15 protein-coding genes are annotated in these 14,808 nt (G+C 72.2%); 7 read left to right on the top strand and 8 right to left on the bottom strand.

Features of this window, described 5'->3' with window-relative positions; genetic code table 11:
• The first annotated feature begins 83 nt into the window (after positions 1–83).
• Positions 84–962 (top strand): nuclease, encoded by an 879-nt coding sequence (locus tag HW837_RS15780; protein ID WP_193381602.1) that lies wholly within the window; start codon positions 84–86, stop codon positions 960–962.
• A 27-nt stretch (positions 963–989) separates the two neighbouring features.
• Here HW837_RS15780 and HW837_RS15775 read toward each other — a convergent pair whose 3' ends face one another.
• The 6 genes from HW837_RS15775 to HW837_RS15750 form a co-directional block, all read right to left on the bottom strand.
• The gene (locus tag HW837_RS15775; protein WP_045560891.1) at positions 990–1,979 is read right to left on the bottom strand and encodes a zinc-dependent alcohol dehydrogenase family protein; all 990 of its coding nucleotides are present in this window, start codon (positions 1,977–1,979) and stop codon (positions 990–992) included.
• On the bottom strand, positions 1,976–2,812 hold the full coding sequence (locus HW837_RS15770; RefSeq protein ID WP_193381603.1) for a carbohydrate ABC transporter permease: 837 nt from the start codon (positions 2,810–2,812) through the stop codon (positions 1,976–1,978). The genes HW837_RS15775 and HW837_RS15770 overlap by 4 nt, the downstream gene beginning before the upstream one ends.
• Complete coding sequence (locus HW837_RS15765) at positions 2,809–3,747, bottom strand: carbohydrate ABC transporter permease (RefSeq protein WP_193381604.1); 939 nt, start codon at positions 3,745–3,747, stop codon at positions 2,809–2,811. The genes HW837_RS15770 and HW837_RS15765 overlap by 4 nt, the downstream gene beginning before the upstream one ends.
• Entirely contained in the window at positions 3,744–5,111 is a 1,368-nt protein-coding gene (locus HW837_RS15760; RefSeq protein WP_093788423.1) for an ABC transporter substrate-binding protein, read from the bottom strand. Before HW837_RS15760 ends, HW837_RS15765 begins: the two co-directional genes overlap by 4 nt.
• Positions 5,112–5,237: 126 nt before the next feature.
• Positions 5,238–6,008, bottom strand: coding sequence for a DeoR/GlpR family DNA-binding transcription regulator (locus HW837_RS15755; RefSeq protein WP_045560887.1), 771 nt, complete (start codon positions 6,006–6,008; stop codon positions 5,238–5,240).
• Between the two features lie 309 nt (positions 6,009–6,317).
• Positions 6,318–7,127, bottom strand: coding sequence for an NAD-dependent epimerase/dehydratase family protein (locus tag HW837_RS15750; RefSeq protein ID WP_045560886.1), 810 nt, complete (start codon positions 7,125–7,127; stop codon positions 6,318–6,320).
• 265 nt (positions 7,128–7,392) lie between these two features.
• Here HW837_RS15750 and HW837_RS15745 point away from each other — a divergent pair, with 265 nt between their 5' ends.
• On the top strand, positions 7,393–8,349 hold the full coding sequence (locus HW837_RS15745; protein ID WP_045560885.1) for a 5-dehydro-4-deoxyglucarate dehydratase: 957 nt from the start codon (positions 7,393–7,395) through the stop codon (positions 8,347–8,349).
• Positions 8,346–9,512: a hypothetical protein gene (locus HW837_RS15740; RefSeq protein WP_193381605.1), complete on the top strand. Its 1,167-nt coding sequence runs from the start codon at positions 8,346–8,348 to the stop codon at positions 9,510–9,512. Before HW837_RS15745 ends, HW837_RS15740 begins: the two co-directional genes overlap by 4 nt.
• 33 nt (positions 9,513–9,545) lie before the next feature.
• Here the strand turns inward: HW837_RS15740 and HW837_RS15735 are convergent, their stop codons facing one another.
• On the bottom strand, positions 9,546–10,154 hold the full coding sequence (locus HW837_RS15735) for a dihydrofolate reductase family protein (protein WP_193381606.1): 609 nt from the start codon (positions 10,152–10,154) through the stop codon (positions 9,546–9,548).
• Between the two features lie 21 nt (positions 10,155–10,175).
• A complete protein-coding gene (locus HW837_RS15730) occupies positions 10,176–11,369 on the bottom strand; it encodes an MFS transporter (RefSeq protein ID WP_045560882.1) in 1,194 nt (397 codons plus the stop codon).
• A 155-nt stretch (positions 11,370–11,524) separates the two neighbouring features.
• Between HW837_RS15730 and HW837_RS15725 the strand changes: the two genes are divergently transcribed.
• The 4 genes from HW837_RS15725 (at position 11,525) to HW837_RS15710 (ending at position 14,798) form a co-directional block, all read left to right on the top strand.
• Entirely contained in the window at positions 11,525–12,118 is a 594-nt protein-coding gene (locus HW837_RS15725) for a TIGR03086 family metal-binding protein (RefSeq protein WP_045560996.1), read from the top strand.
• A 90-nt stretch (positions 12,119–12,208) separates the two neighbouring features.
• Positions 12,209–12,958 carry an MBL fold metallo-hydrolase gene (locus HW837_RS15720; RefSeq protein WP_093788425.1) on the top strand — a complete coding sequence of 250 codons (750 nt, stop codon included), beginning with the start codon at positions 12,209–12,211 and terminating at the stop codon, positions 12,956–12,958.
• 174 nt (positions 12,959–13,132) lie between these two features.
• On the top strand, positions 13,133–13,789 hold the full coding sequence (locus HW837_RS15715; RefSeq protein ID WP_193381607.1) for a GntR family transcriptional regulator: 657 nt from the start codon (positions 13,133–13,135) through the stop codon (positions 13,787–13,789).
• A 97-nt stretch (positions 13,790–13,886) separates the two neighbouring features.
• Positions 13,887–14,798, top strand: coding sequence for a dihydrodipicolinate synthase family protein (locus HW837_RS15710; protein ID WP_045560879.1), 912 nt, complete (start codon positions 13,887–13,889; stop codon positions 14,796–14,798).
• Positions 14,799–14,808: the final 10 nt, after the last annotated feature.

Here is a 14,808-nt window from a genome sequence, read left to right as displayed (position 1 = left end):
GCGGGGCGCTCCGGCCGGCTCCTCGTGTGTGTACCTTCCGTGAGGGACGAACACCCACCGTGACGCCTGGACGGGAGCCGATCATGGCCATGCTGCTGATCAGAGGACGGTTCAAGGTGGAGGGGGGTGCCAAGCCGGACGGGGACACCCTTCCCTTCATCCCGGACGACGTGGACGACTGGAAACTGGTCCCCGGGGACACACCGGTCGTGCCCAAGGCCGACGGGCGCGCGAGTGTCCGGCTCGAAGGGATCGACGCCCTGGAGACCCACTACGGCGAGGAGCCGCACGTGGAGCACCAGCCCCGGGACCTCGCCCACGAGGCCGCCGACGAACTGCTGAAGTTCCTCGACTTCAAGACCGTTCTCAGGGACGACGACGAGACCGTCGCCACCGTGCCGGACAGTGTGCCCGGCTGGATCCTCACCCGGGGCGCCGACGCCTACGGCCGCTGCGTGGCCTTCGCCGGCAAGGGCACCCCGCCCGTCTACAGCGGCTACTGGACGGACGTCGACGAGGACCTGCTGAAGCGCACCGCCAACCACCGCCTGCTCCTGCTCGGTCTGGCCTACCCGACCTTCTACTCGGGTCTCCCCTTCCACCTGCGCGAACTGCTCGCCGAGGCCGCGGAGAAGGCGAAGGCGTCCGCGAAGGGCGTGTGGAAGGTGGACAAGACCCTCGACGGCGTGAAGGTCATGGGCATGGCCTCGCTGACGGATGACAAGACCGGCGTGGTGATCCTGCCGAAGCTGTTCCGCCGGCTGAAGGACTACCTGGACTTCACGGGCACGGCCCCCTCGCTGGCCTGCTTCCGCGCCTTCCTGGCCGGAGCCCCGGACGAGTACCGCCTCCCGGACTCCGGAAGGGTCCACCGGGGCCTGCACCACATCGTCGAGGTCACGACCGACAACACGGTGAAGATGACCCGCCCCTGCAAGGACATCGTCTTCGTGGAGAAGTGAGCCGCCGCCCGCCGGCGCGGGGCGCGGTCAGGGGATCACCACGATCTTGCGGCCGACGCCCGAGGCGAACTGGTCCAGGGCCTGCGGATACTGCTCCAGGGGCAGGCGGTCGCTGATGAGGACGTCCGGGTCCAGGACGCCGCTCGCGAAGAGTTCCGCCGCGCGTTCGAAGCTGTGCAGGACGGCCATGGAACCCGTGATGGTGATCTCCTGGTTGTAGATGCGGTACGGGTCGATCGTGACCCGTGTCGCGTAGTCGGCCACCCCGAACTGGAGGAAGGTCCCGGCCCTGGCCACCCGGTCCAGGCCGTCCTGGATGGCGGCGGCGTTGCCCGTCGCGTCGATCACCACGTCCCAGCCCTGGGGCCGGTCCAGTTCGTCGGCGCCCGCGGCGGCCGCCGAGACGCCCAGTCGGCGGGCGGTCTCCAGGCGGGAGGGGTTCACGTCGACCACGTCCACGCTCGCCGCGCCCGTCCGCTTCGCGAGCTCCAGCATCATCAGACCCATCGTGCCCGAGCCGTAGACGAGGACATGGGCGCCGAGGCGGGCCCGCAGGACGTCGTAGCCGCGTACCGCGCAGGACAGCGGTTCCACCAGTGCCGCGTCCTCGGTGCGGACGTGCTCCGGGAGCCGGACGCAGTTCGCCACCGGCGCCACCGCGTACTGCGCCGCGCCCCCGGCCGTGGTGACGCCGATCGCGGCCCACCGCTCGCAGAGGTTGTTGTGGCCGGTGCGGCAGTAGCGGCACTCGTGGCAGTACAGGGACGGGTCGACGGCCACCCGGTCGCCGACGGAGAGTTCGGTGACCCGGGCGCCCAGGCCCACCACCTCGCCCGCGAACTCGTGTCCGGGCACGATCGGCAGCTTCGGGGCGAACTCGCCCTGGAGGATGTGCAGATCGGTGCCGCACAGACCGCACGCGGCGACCTCGACGACGACCTCGCGGGGGCCCGGTGCCGGGTCCGGGACCTCGGCGACGACGGCCTTGCCCACGGACTCGATGACGGCGGCCTTCATTTGACGGCTCCCAGGGAGAGGCCCTGGACCAGCTTGTCCTGGGCGGCGAACCCCGCGGCGAGCACCGGCAGGGAGATGACGAGCGACGCGGCGCACACCTTGGCCAGGAACAGGCCCTGGCTGGTGATGAAGCCGGTCAGGAAGACGGGGGCGGTCTCGGCGACGACACCGGTCAGCACCCTCGCGAAGAGCAGCTCGTTCCAGCTGAAGATGAAGCAGATCAGGGCGGTCGCGGCGATGCCGGGGGCCGCGATCGGCGCCACCACCCGGGCCAGCACCGTGGGGAGCCGGGCGCCGTCGAGTTGCGCGGCCTCGATCACCGCCACCGGGACCTCCGCCAGGAAGGACTGCATCATCCAGACGGCGATCGGCAGGTTCATGGAGGTGTAGAGCAGGACGAGGAGCCAGATGTTGTCCAGCAGGCCCGTGTTCTTCGCGAAGAGGTAGAGGGGGAGCAGGCCCGCCACCACCGGCAGCATCTTCGTGGAGAGGAAGAAGAACAGGACGTCCGTCCACTTCTTCACCGGGCGGATCGACAGCGCGTACGCCGCCGGGAAGGCGAGGAGGAGGACGAGCAGGGTCGACGCCAGGGACGCCACCGCCGAGTTGATCAGGGCGGGCCAGGGGCCGGCCCCGCCGTCCACGCCGAAGAACTCGCGGTAGCCGTCGAGGGTCAGGGAGGCCGCCCAGGACGGGGGGTTGGTCGCCGCGTCCGGTTCCGAGTGGAGCGACGTCAGCGCCATCCAGGCGATGGGCAGGAAGAACAGGACACCGAGCGCCCAGGCCGCCAGTCCCAGGCCGAGTCCCTTGCTTCTTTGGGTAGTTGGCCTCATGACCGGCCCGCCTCCTCACGGAACAGCGACGACACCACACGCAGGGCGAACGTCGCGATGATGATCGAGCCGATGACGACCAGGACGCCCGCGGCCGAGGCGAGGCCGTTCTCGTGGGCCTGGTAGAAGGTCTGGTAGACGGTGTACGGCAGGTTCGCCGTGCCCAGGCCGCCCGAGGTGATCGTGAAGACCGCGTCGAAGTTCTGGACGATGTAGATCGAGCCGAGCAGCGCCCCCAGTTCGAGGTAGCGGCGCAGATGCGGGAGCGTCAGATGGCGGAAGATCTGCCAGTCGCTCGCGCCGTCGACCCGGGCCGCCTCGATCTGCTGCTGGTCCCGGGACTGGAGTCCCGCCAGCAGGATCAGCATCATGAACGGTGTCCACTGCCACACCAGGGCGGCCTCGACCGCGAGCAGCGGGGTGTCCGAGATCCAGTCGGGCTGGGGTCCGCCGACGTAGTGCAACAGGCCGTTGAACAGGCCGTATTCGGGGTTGTAGAGGACGTGTTTCCAGAGCAGGGCCGCCGCCACCGGGACCACCAGGAAGGGGGCGATGAGCAGGGTGCGGACGATGCCCCGGCCCCGGAACCTCCGGTCGAGGAGGAGGGCGAGGAGCAGGCCGAGGACAAGACTGGCGAGGACCACGGCGACCGTCAGCAGGATCGTCGTCCACACCGAGCGGCGCAGGTCGGGGTCGGTGAGGACCTCGCCGTAGTTGGCGAGGCCGGCGAAGTGGCGGGCGTCCGGGTAGAGGGAGTTCCAGTCGAAGAAGGAGATCACCAGCGTGGCCACGAACGGGAGTTGGGTCACGGCGATCATGAAGATCAGGGCGGGCAGGAGCGGGGCGCGGGTGGCCCACGCGCGCAGCCGGGCGTTCGGTGTGCCCCGGGTGCGTACGGCGGCGGCCGCCGTCGGCGCTGTCGTGGTCGCGGTCATCGTCCCTCGTACTCCTCGGAGATCTGCTCGGCGAGCGCCTGCGATTTCTTCAGGGCCGACGCGACGGACTGGCGTCCGGCGATGGCCGCGCTGATCTCCAGGGAGACCTTGGTGCCGAGGTCGGTGAACTCGGGGATGCCGACGAACTGGATGCCGGGCGCGGGGCGCGGCTGCACGCCGGGGTCGGTGGGCCGGGCGCCCTCGATGGCCTCGCGGGTCGTCTCCTGGAAGGCGGCGGCCTCCTCGCGGTACTCCGGGTTCGCGTACGTCGACTCCCGTTTGCCGGCGGGCACGTTCGACCAGCCGATCTCGTCGCCGACCAGTTCCTCGTACTCCTTGCTCGACGCCCAGGAGACGAACTTCCAGGCCTTGTCGGGGTTCCGGGAGGCCTGCTGGATGCCCCAGGCCCAGGTGTAGAGCCAGCCGGAGGACCCGGTCTTCTCGACGGGCGCCGGTACATAGCCCACCTTGCCCTGCACCGGGGAGTCGTCCGCCTCCAGGGAGCCGGCCGCGGACGTGGCGTCGTACCACATGGTGACCTTGCCCTGGGTCATGTTGTTGAGGCACTCGGCGAAGCCGGCCTGGGCGGCGCCGGACTCACCGTGCTCACGCACGAGGTCCACGTAGAACCTGGTCGCCCGCTCGAACTCGGGGGAGTCGAGCCGCGCCTTCCAGTCCTTGTCGAACCAGGTGCCGCCGAAGGTGTTCACGACGGTGGTGAGGGGCGCCATGACCTCGCCCCAGCCGGGCAGTCCGCGCAGACAGATGCCCTTCATGCCGTCCTCGGCCCCGTCGGCCTCTGCCGCGAGGTCGGCGACCTGCTGCCAGGTGGGGTGCTCGGGCATGGTGAGCCCGCGCTCGGCGAAGACGTCCTTGCGGTACATCAGGAAGGACGACTCGCCGTAGAACGGCTCTCCGTAGAGCTTGCCGTCGTCGCCGGTCAGGGACTGGCGCATCGGCTTCAGGATGTCCTGCTGGTCGAAGCCTGGGTCCTTCGCGACGTACGGGTCCAGCTCCTCCAGCCAGCCGTTGCGGGCGTAGATGGGTATCTCGTAGTTGCTGAGGGTGGCCACGTCGTACTGGCCCGCCTGGTTGGCGAAGTCCTGGCTGATCTTGTCGCGGACGTCGTTCTCCGGCAGCACGGTGAAGTTGACCCGGATGCCGGTCTTCTTGGTGAAGTGCGCGGCGGTGAGCTTCTGCAGCTCCTGCATCTGGGGGTTGTTGACCATCAGTACGTTGATGGCGTCGCCGCCGGATCCCGCCCCGCCCGCCCCGGTCCAGCAGCCGGAGAGAAGCGGGGCGAGCAGCGTCCCTGCGGCGACCGCGGCGAGTGTGCGCGGCCTCCGTCGGCTCGGGATTCGCATGGATCGCTCCTGGACGTATGGGGAGAAAAGGGATTCCGTGGGGCGCGGTGCTCCGGCGCGTGGTGCTTCGTGCCGGGGGAGAGGAGGGCGGGGGAGGGAAGGGGCGGGAGTCGGGTCGGTGGGGGCTCAGACGCGGATGACCTGGGGGCCCAGCAGTGAGTAGCGGTGGGCCTCCGACGTCGGCAGCAGCGTGCTGGTGACGATCGCGTCGAGGTCGCCCACCTCGGCGAACCGGCAGAAGCTGACCGCGCCGAACTTGGTGTGGACGCCCGCGAAGACCGTGCGCCGGGAGGCGCGGATCGCCTGGGCCTTGACCTCGCTGACGGCCGGGTCGGGGGTGGTGAGGCCGTGTTCACGGGTGATGCCGTTGGCGCCGATGTACGCGAGGTCGATGACGAAGCCGGCCAGCATCCTCGTCGTCCAGTGGTCGACGGTGGCGAGGGTGCCGGGACGCACCCGGCCGCCGAGCAGCAGCACGGTGGTGCTGCCCGTCTCGGCGAGGGCGCCCGCCGTGGCGAGCGAGGCGGTGACCACGGTCAGCGGCCGGTCCCGGGGCAGCGCCTCGGCGATGAGCTGCGGGGTGAAGCCCTCGTCGACGAAGACCGTCTCCGCGTCGCCCAGCAGTTCGGCCGCCGCGGCGGCGATCCGGCGTTTCTCGGGCACATGGCTGGTGGCCCGGAAGGCGAGCGTCGTCTCGAAGCCGGCGCTCTCCACGGGATACGCCCCGCCGTGCGTCCGGCGGACCAGGCCGTGGTCCTCCAGGGCGCGCAGATCACGCCGTACGGTCTCCTTGGCGACGCCGAGTGTCGCCGCGAGTTCGGCGACGTCGACCGCGCCCGTGCGGCGGGCGGCCGTGACGATCTCGCGCTGCCTCTCCTCCGCGCTCATGGCCGACACCCGCTCTCCCTCGCCCGCACAGCCCTCGCCGTGCTGCTGCCCGTTCGGGCCCGGTGCGGGCCCTGGGGGAAGTTCTACAGTGGGTGCGCGGCGCCGACCAGGCCTGTTGCGGGTCCGATGCTGCCCGTCCCTGACCGTTTCGCGCGGCCGGTGCCCGTCGCGGACCTGGGGCGGAGGGGGGATCGGGCAGCGGGCGTGCCCGAATGCGGGAGCGGGCGGGCCCGTTCGGTGCCCGCCCGCTCCTTCCGCACGCCGTACGGCCCTCGTTTCCCGTACGACGCGCGAACCCTGGGGACCGCTCCGGCGCGGTCAGTGCGGCCAGATCGGCGGGTCGCTCACGAAGTGGCCGCCGAGGTTGGCGTGTGCCTCGTTCGCGGGGTCCAGCTCGCCCTGTTCGGCGATGAGCTTCTCGGCGTACGGCTCGGAGTCGTCCTGGGGGTCGTAGCCGAGGGCGCGGGCGCTGGAGAGGTCCCACCACAGGCGGGTGTTGGCGGAGGAGCCGTAGACGACGGTGTGGCCGACGTGCTCGGCGGTCAGGGCCGCGTGGAAGAGGCGGGCGCCGTCGGCCGGGCTCATCCACAGGGAGAGCATGCGGACGCTGGTGGGCTCGGGGAAGCAGGAGCCGATGCGCACCGACACGGTCTCCAGGCCGTGCTTGTCCCAGTAGAGCTGGGCGAGGTCCTCGCCGAAGGACTTGGACAGGCCGTAGAAGGTGTCGGGGCGGTGCGGGGTGTCGACCGGGATCAGCGGGTCCCCGTCCCCGGGGCGGGGGGTGAAGCCCACCGCGTGGTTGGAGGACGCGAAGACGACTCGCGGCACGCCCTCCGCGCGGGCGGCCTCGTACAGGTTGTAGGTTCCCTCGATGTTCGCCCTGAGGATCTTCTCGAAGGAGGCTTCCAGCGAGATGCCCGCGAGGTGAATGATCGCGTCGACGCCCCGTACGGCCTCGCGCACGGCGTCCTTGTCGGCGAGGTCGGCCGTGATCGCGTCCGGCGCGCCCGCGACGGGCAGCAGGTCCATCAGGCGCAGCTCGTAGCCGTGGGCCGGGAGCAGGTCCCGCATCAGGGTGCCGAGTCCACCGGCGGCGCCGGTGAGCAGAACCGTGCGGGGAGCGGGCATCCGGGGGTCTCCTTGTATCGCCAGCCGTGCACATGGGCGTCCGACATTCACATTCATGGACACGCTAAGGAGTGGGGTCGCGCGCGTCAAGTGGCGCGCGCGAGGGCGGAAATCGCTGGTGCGGTGGGGGTTGCCCGGCTTGACCCGCCCCGCGGGGGCGCCTTAGCGTGCTCTTGTTCAGAAATGTAAACACTGATCAGTGACATGGACCTGCGCGTCGACGTCGCCCCGGACGGTCGACTTCGGCCCGGACTTGGGAGCGCCCGTGACGTCAGCCCCTCTCACCGCCCGGCTCAGGGTCCCCAGCGGACCGCTGTTCTTCCCCGTCACGGCGTACGGCCCGGACGGCGCCGTCGATCTCGACGCCTGCCGCGCGCACGTCCGCCAGGGCGTCGACGCCGGGGCGGCCGCCGTCTTCGTCGCCTGCGGCACCGGCGAGTTCCACGCGCTCACGCCCGAGGAGTTCCAGAGCTGCGTCCGGGCCGCCGTCGCGGAGACGGCCGGCCGGGTGCCCGTGGTGGCCGGCGCGGGCTACGGCACCGCCCTCGCCGTGCGCTACGCGCGCCTCGCCGAGGAGGCGGGCGCCGACGGTCTGCTCGCCCTGCCGCCGTACCTCGTCGTGGCCGCGCAGGAGGGGCTGCTGCGCCACTACCGGGAACTGGCCGCCGCCACCTCGCTCCCGGTCGTCGTCTACCAGCGCGACAACGCGGTCCTCACCCCGGAGACCGTCGTCGAACTGGCCCGCACGGAAGGCATCGTCGGCCTCAAGGACGGCGTCGGCGACCTGGACCTGATGACGCGGATCGTCAGCGCGGTACGCGCCGAGGTTCCGGCCGCCGGTGACTTCCTCTACTTCAACGGCCTGCCGACCGCCGAGCTGACCCAGCCCGCCTACCGGGGCGTCGGCGTCCCGCTGTACTCCTCGGCTGTCTTCTGCTTCGTCCCGGAGATCGCCCTCGCCTTCCACCGGGCGCTCGAAGCCGGTGACCGTGCGATCGTGGAACGGCTGCTCGACGGGTTCTACCGGCCCTTCGTCGAACTCCGCGCCAAGGGCCGGGGCTATGCCGTGTCACTGGTCAAGGCCGGGGTACGGCTACGGGGACTGGACGTGGGCGGGGTACGGCCGCCGCTGCACGAGCCGGCCGAGGAACACGTCAAGCAGCTGGGCCAGTTGATCGAGCGCGGACACGCGCTGCTGGAAGAGTGCCAGGAGGGCAATTGAAGGCGTCGACGTTCGTCTACCCGTGGGACGTCAACGGGGACCCGGCCGCCGCGGAGCGCATCGCGGGGCTGGGCGTGGGGCAGGTGACGCTCGCCTCCGCGTACCACTCCACCCGCGCGCTCACCCCCCGCCACCCCCGCCGGCGCATCGTCACCGCCGAGCACGCGGCCGTCCTGTACCCGCCGGGGGCGCGCTGGGAGGGCCGTACGCTGCGGCCGTACCCGGCGGGACAGTGGGCGCCGGGCGACGCGTTCGGCGAGGCGGCGACGGCACTCGCGCACGCCGGCCTGGAGGTGCACACCTGGGTCGTCCTCGCCCACAACTCCCGGCTCGGCGCCGAGCACCCCTCGACCTCCGTGGTCAACGCCTACGGCGACCGGTATCCGTGGGCCCCGTGCGTGGCGCAGGAGGCGACCCGGGAGTACCTCGTCGACCTGGCCGTGGAGGCGGCGGTCCGGCCGGGCGCGCGCGGCACGGAACTGGAGTCGCTCGGCTGGTACGGCATCTCCCACCTGCACGCCCACGACAAGACGGGCGGCGTCGGACTCGGGGACGCCGGCCAGTACCTGATGTCGCTCTGCTTCTGCGGGACCTGCCGCGCCGGCTACGCCGAGGCCGGTCAGGACCCCGAGGCACTGGCGGCGGCCGTGCGTGAGGCGCTGGAACCGCTGTGGCGGGGAGAGGCCGTCGACGAGGGCTGGCCGGCCGTGGAGAAGCTGCTCGGCGCGGAGCGGGCGGAGGCCACGCGCGCGTGGCGCGACGGGATCGCCCGCTCCCTCCAGGAGACGGCCGTCGAGGCGGTGCGGGCCGCCGCGCCCGCCGGGTTCCGGATCCTGCTGCACGCGGACCCGGTGACGTACCACTGCGGCGCCAACCCGGGCGTCGACCCCGCGCACATCCTCGGCGTGGCGGACGGTGTGGTCGTCCCGTGCGCGGGCGGTCCGGGTCTGCTGCCGGCCTTCGCCGAGGTCGGCGCGGAGGGCGCCGTCCTGGCCGCCAACTTCGCCATCGTGTCGGGCATGGGCGGCAGCCCCGTCACCCTGGCCGAGGACGCGGGCCGCGCGGCGGAACTGGGCGCCACCGAACTCCGCCTCTACCACGCGGGGTTGGCCTCCGACCAGGACCTGGCGGCGGTACGGGAGGCGCTGACGGCGGTGCGGTGAGCCGGGCGGGGCGGATCGCGGAGCCCTCCCCGCTCAGCGCGCCACGCGGTACGTCAGGTGGGTGACCAGGCTCGTCGAACGGGAGGCCACCTGCTCCAGCCGGAGCGGCGGGACGTCCTCGAACAGCCGGGTGCCGGAGCCGAGGGTGAACGCCGTGATGTGCAGGCGCAGTTCGTCGACCAGGCCGGCGGTCAGGTACTGGTTGACGGTGGTCGCGCCGCCGAGGACGGTGACGTCGTCCCCGCCGGCCGCCGCGCGGGCCCGGTCCAGGGCGGCGGCGATCCCCTCGGTGACGAAGTGGAACGTGGTGCCGCCCGCCATCGGCCGCGGGTCGCGCGGGTGGTGGGTGAGGACGAACACCGGTGCGTGGAACGGCGGATCGTCGCCCCACCAGCCGTTCCACGGCCGGTCCCACGCGCCGCGCACCGGGCCGAACATGTTGCGCCCCATGACGAAGGCCCCGGCGGTGCCCAGCCGGTCGATCTCCGCCCGGTTCTCCTCGGGCGCGTCGAACATCCAGGCGTGCAGCGCGGCGCCCGAACCGTCACCGCCGTCGTCGCCGAACGGACGTTCCTCACTCTGGTGGTGTCCCGCCGAGAAGCCGTCGAGCGAGATCGTGATGTCACAGCTCACCTTGCCCATGCGTACAGGGTCCCCCACGGCTCAGGGACGGCGCAGCAGCGCGGCCGCAGACAGGAGGGTGGCGGCACCCACCGCCACCGACAGCACCGGGAGGTCGACCGCTCCCACCAGGGCCGCGCCGAGCGCCATGCCCACCGCCGTCGGGGCGAACAGCAGGGTCTGGGCGGTGGCCGTGGTGCGGCCCAGCAGATGGGGTGGGGTCGCGCGCTGGACCGCGGTGAGCGTGGCGACGAGGACACACGGCAGGCCCGCGCCGATCGCCGCGGCGCTCCCGAGGGCCACCGTGTCGTCGGGTACGGCGCGCAGCGCCACCGCCACCCCGGTCAGGGCGATCCCGTACGCGGCGAAGCGGCGTTCGCCCAGGCGGCGCAGGAGGACGCCGGTGGCCAGGCCGACGACGATCGAGCCGGCGCCCTGGGCGACATGGAGGAGGCCGGCGTAGGCGGGGGAGCGGCCGAGGGAGTCGACCACCGCGAAGATCAGGGAGCCGTTCACGCCGGAGAGCAGCATGGTCGTGCCGCCGGCCAGGACCAGGGGGCGCAGGCGCCGGTCCGTGAGGAGGTGGCGGGCCCCTTCCGCCGTGCGGGTGCGGAGGCCCGGGGTGGGGCGGTCGGTGGGGACGGGGGGTGTCTCCCGGGCCCGCACCAGCCCGTACAGTCCCGCCGCCGCGACGAACGTCACCGCGTCCAGCAGCGCCACCGTCGCCCCGCCGTACGCGGCGTAGAGGCCCGCCCCGGCCAAGGGTGCCACCAGCTTCATGCCCTCGTTCGCCGTCATGCGCAGACCGTTGAAGTCGCCGAGGAGGGAGGGGGCGACGGTGGTGGCGACGAGGGCCGACTCCGCCGCGTCGTGGACGACACCCGCCGTGCCGTAGACGAGGAGGACCGCGTAGAGGAGCCACAGGTCGCCCGGGGCGTCGACGGTGAAGAGGGTGAGGAGGAGGGCGGCCAGGGCGAGGTCGGTGGTGACGAGGAGGGCGCGGCGGGGGGCGCGGTCCGCGAGGGCGCCCAGGACGGGCCCGGTGAGCAGCGGGGCCCACAGCACGAACGCGCACAGCGCCGCCAGCGCGTCCGAGCCGGTGAGGTCCTTGACCCAGACGCCCGCGACCAGCCACATCGCCGACGAACCGAGGCCCGAGACCACCACCCCGGCCAGATACAGCCCCGCGTCGCGGTCCCGGAGCACGCGCCGCACCGCCCATGTCGTGGATGTCATGTCCGGTGAGCGTGGCGCTAAGACCCCGGCCGGGGGATCGGGCGGATGCCCTAGGAATCGTCACCGGGACAGGTGGACGGCGCGCGGGCGATGAGTTCCGGGGGCGCCGGCGGTCTAACGAACACGAAGGACGAAGACCGGTGAAGGAGTACCGCATGACCGACCACGGACCGATCCCCCTCGACCTCGGCCCGCAGACCCGGACCGTCGCCCGGCTCGTCGCCGCCGTCCGGGACGACCAGCTCTCCGGCCCCACCCCGTGCCCCGAGTACGCGGTGCGCCACCTCCTCGGGCATCTGCTGGGGCTCGCCACCGCCTTCCGGGACGCGGGCCGCAAGGAGCTGGGGGCCACGACGGACACCGACCCGCAGGCGGCGCTGCCCGACATCGGGCCCGGCTGGCGCGAGGCGTTGCCGCGGGTGCTCGACGAGCTGGCGGAGGTCTGGCGGGAGCAGGCCGCGTGGACCGGCGAGACCCGGGCGGGCGGGGTGCCGCTGCCGGGAGCCGTCGCCGGAGCCGTGGCGACGGACGAACTCGTCGTGCACGGCTGGGACCTCGCACGGGCGACCGGTCAGCCGTACGAGGTCGATCCGCCGGCCCTCACCGCGACGCACGCCTTCCTCGAGGCGTCGGTCGACGATCCCTCGCGCGGCGAGATCTTCGGCCCGGTCGTGCCGGTGCCGGACGACGAGCCGCTGATCGACCGGGTGATCGGACTGAGCGGACGTGATCCCCGGTGGAAGCCATGACGGCCATCCCGCGAGCAACACCATGAGCAACCCGCGAAAGAACGCACAAACGCGGCACGCGCCCCCGCCCGCGTCCGTACGCTCCCGAGCATGCCCCTGAGTCTCACCGTCCTCGGCACCGCCTCCCCGCACCCCGGACCGGGCCGCCCCGCCTCCGGATATCTGCTGCGCGGTGGGGGCGCCGAGGTGTGGGTGGACGCGGGCTTCGGCACGTTCGCCGAGTTGCAGCGGCACACGGACCCCACCCGGCTCACGGCGATCTGGATCTCCCATCTGCACGCGGACCACAGCGCGGATCTGGTGGCCGCCCACTACGGGTTCGCCCACGGTGGCCTCACCCTTCCGGCGCCGCTGCCGGTCTACGCGCCCGGCGACTGCGCGGCCCGGCTCGCGGCGTTCCTCGGCAGGCCGGACAGCGCCTTCCTGAACGGGGTGTTCGACTTCCGCCCCCTGTACGACGGTCACACCGTCCGGCACTGGAACCTCACCCTCACCGCCCGCGCCGTCGTCCACGACGTGGAGGCGTACGGGCTGCGCGCCGAGTGCCAGGGGCGGGTCCTCGCCTACTCCGGGGACAGCGGGCCGTGCGAGGAGCTGGGCGCGCTCGCGGGCAGCGCCGACCTGTTCCTGTGCGAGGCGGACATCGACGCGCATCGCGAAGGCGAACCCCGGGTGCATCTCACCCCGGAGGAGGCCGGCAGGTACGCCAAGGGCGCCGGCCGGCTGCTGATCACCCATGTGGGACCCACGCTCACCCCGGAGGGGGCGACCGGGCGGGCGGCGGTGGTCTTCGGCGGTCCGACCGACAGCGCGCGGGTGGGGGACACCCACACCGTGTGACGCCGCACGCACCAAGATCATGTGACCGCGCGCACATCTTCTTCTGTCAGAAGCATTGACGAAACACGGGAGCCCTCCCTACCTTCAACGCGTCGTACTTCGTACGTCATATATGAGACGCGATATGGGAGATCCCATACGTGAGATCGCATACGTGAGATCCGAGAGGCGCGCATGACCGCTGTGCCCACGCCGATCCCGTCCCGCACGCAGTTCGTGCTGGAGGGGATCAAGCACCGCATCCTCACCGGGCAGTTGACGCCCGGTCAGGCCCTGGTCGAGACCGAGCTGGCCGCGCAGTTCGGGGTGTCCAAGACCCCCGTCCGCGAGGCCCTGAAGACACTGGCCGGGACCGGGCTCGTCGTGATGAGCCAGTACAAGGGCGTCACGGTGCGCATGGTGGACGCGGACATGGCGCGCGAGGTCTATGACGTACGGCTGCTCCTGGAGCCGGAGGCGTTGCGTCGCTCGGTACGGCGCGGCGCCCCGTGGGACGCGGCGAGCGACGCGCTGACCAGGGCCGACGAGGCCACGGACACCGCCGAACGCTCGCTGGCCAACCGGGAGTTCCACCGCGCGCTGTACGTACCGTGCGGCAATCCGCTGCTCGGCCGGATGCTCGACGAGGTGCGCGACCAGGCCGCCCTGGTCTCGGCCGTCGCCTGGGCCGCCGACCCCTCCTGGGAGAGGGAGGCCACCGAGCACCGGGAGATCCTGCGGCTCGCCCTCGACGGCGACGGCGACGGTGCCGCCGCCGCCCTGTACGCGCACATCGCGTCGTTCGTCGAGCGGGCCTTCCCGGGCGCCCGCGAGGAACAGCAGGCCCAGTAAGCCCCCGAGTCCACGAGGGACGGCGGAGCCGCGCGACACGGCGGCCCCGCCGGGCCTCCGTAGTCCTCCAAGAGCTCCTTGCAGAGGAAGGTCATCCATGAGCAGCGTGACGTTCGAGACCCAACGGACGGCTCTGGCCGACGTGGTGGCGATCCCGGTGACTCCGTTCGCCGAGGACGGCACCGTCGACCAGGGCGCCCACCGGGCCCTGCTGCGTCGGCTGCTCGACGGCGGGATCACCACCCTCACGCCGAACGGCAACACCGGCGAGTTCTACGCCCTCACCCCCGAGGAGCGCCGCCTGGTCACCGAGCTGACCATGGACGAGGTCGGCGACCGGGCCGTGATCCTGGTCGGGGTCGGCCACGACGTGCCGACCGCCGTCGCCTCCGCCGAGCACGCCCGCGAGGTCGGCGCCCAGATGGTGATGGTCCATCAGCCGGTCCACCCCTACGTCTCGCAGAGCGGCTGGGTCGACTATCACCGCGCGATCGCGGAGGCCGTGCCCGAACTCGGTGTCGTGCCCTACATCCGCAACGCCCAGCTCACCGGCGAACGCCTCGCCGAGCTCGCCGACGCCTGCCCGAACGTGATCGGCGTCAAGTACGCGGTGCCGGACGCCGCGCGCTTCGCCGCCTTCGCCCGCGACGCCGGTCTGGAGCGTTTCGTCTGGGTGGCCGGACTCGCCGAGCCGTACGCCCCCTCCTACTTCTCGGCCGGCGCCACCGGCTTCACCTCGGGCCTGGTGAACGTCGCCCCGGCCGTCTCGCTGAACATGATCGAAGCGCTGCGGGCGGGTGACTTCCCGGCCGCCATGAAGGTCTGGGAGCAGATCCGCCGCTTCGAGGAGCTGCGCGCCGCCAACGGCTCCGCCAACAACGTCACCGTCGTCAAGGAGGCGCTCGCCGCCCTCGGCCTCTGCCGCCGCGACGTCCGGGCCCCCAGCCGGCAGCTGCCCGAGGACGAACGCGCCGAGGTCGCTGCCATCGCCGGCGGGTGGTCGATATGAGCGAGCCGGC

Origin of the sequence: Streptomyces caniscabiei, from assembly GCF_014930365.1 — a bacterium.
GTDB lineage: Bacteria > Actinomycetota > Actinomycetes > Streptomycetales > Streptomycetaceae > Streptomyces > Streptomyces caniscabiei.
Note: the sequence above shows the minus strand (reverse complement) of the source record. Positions and strands in the feature narration are given on the sequence as shown.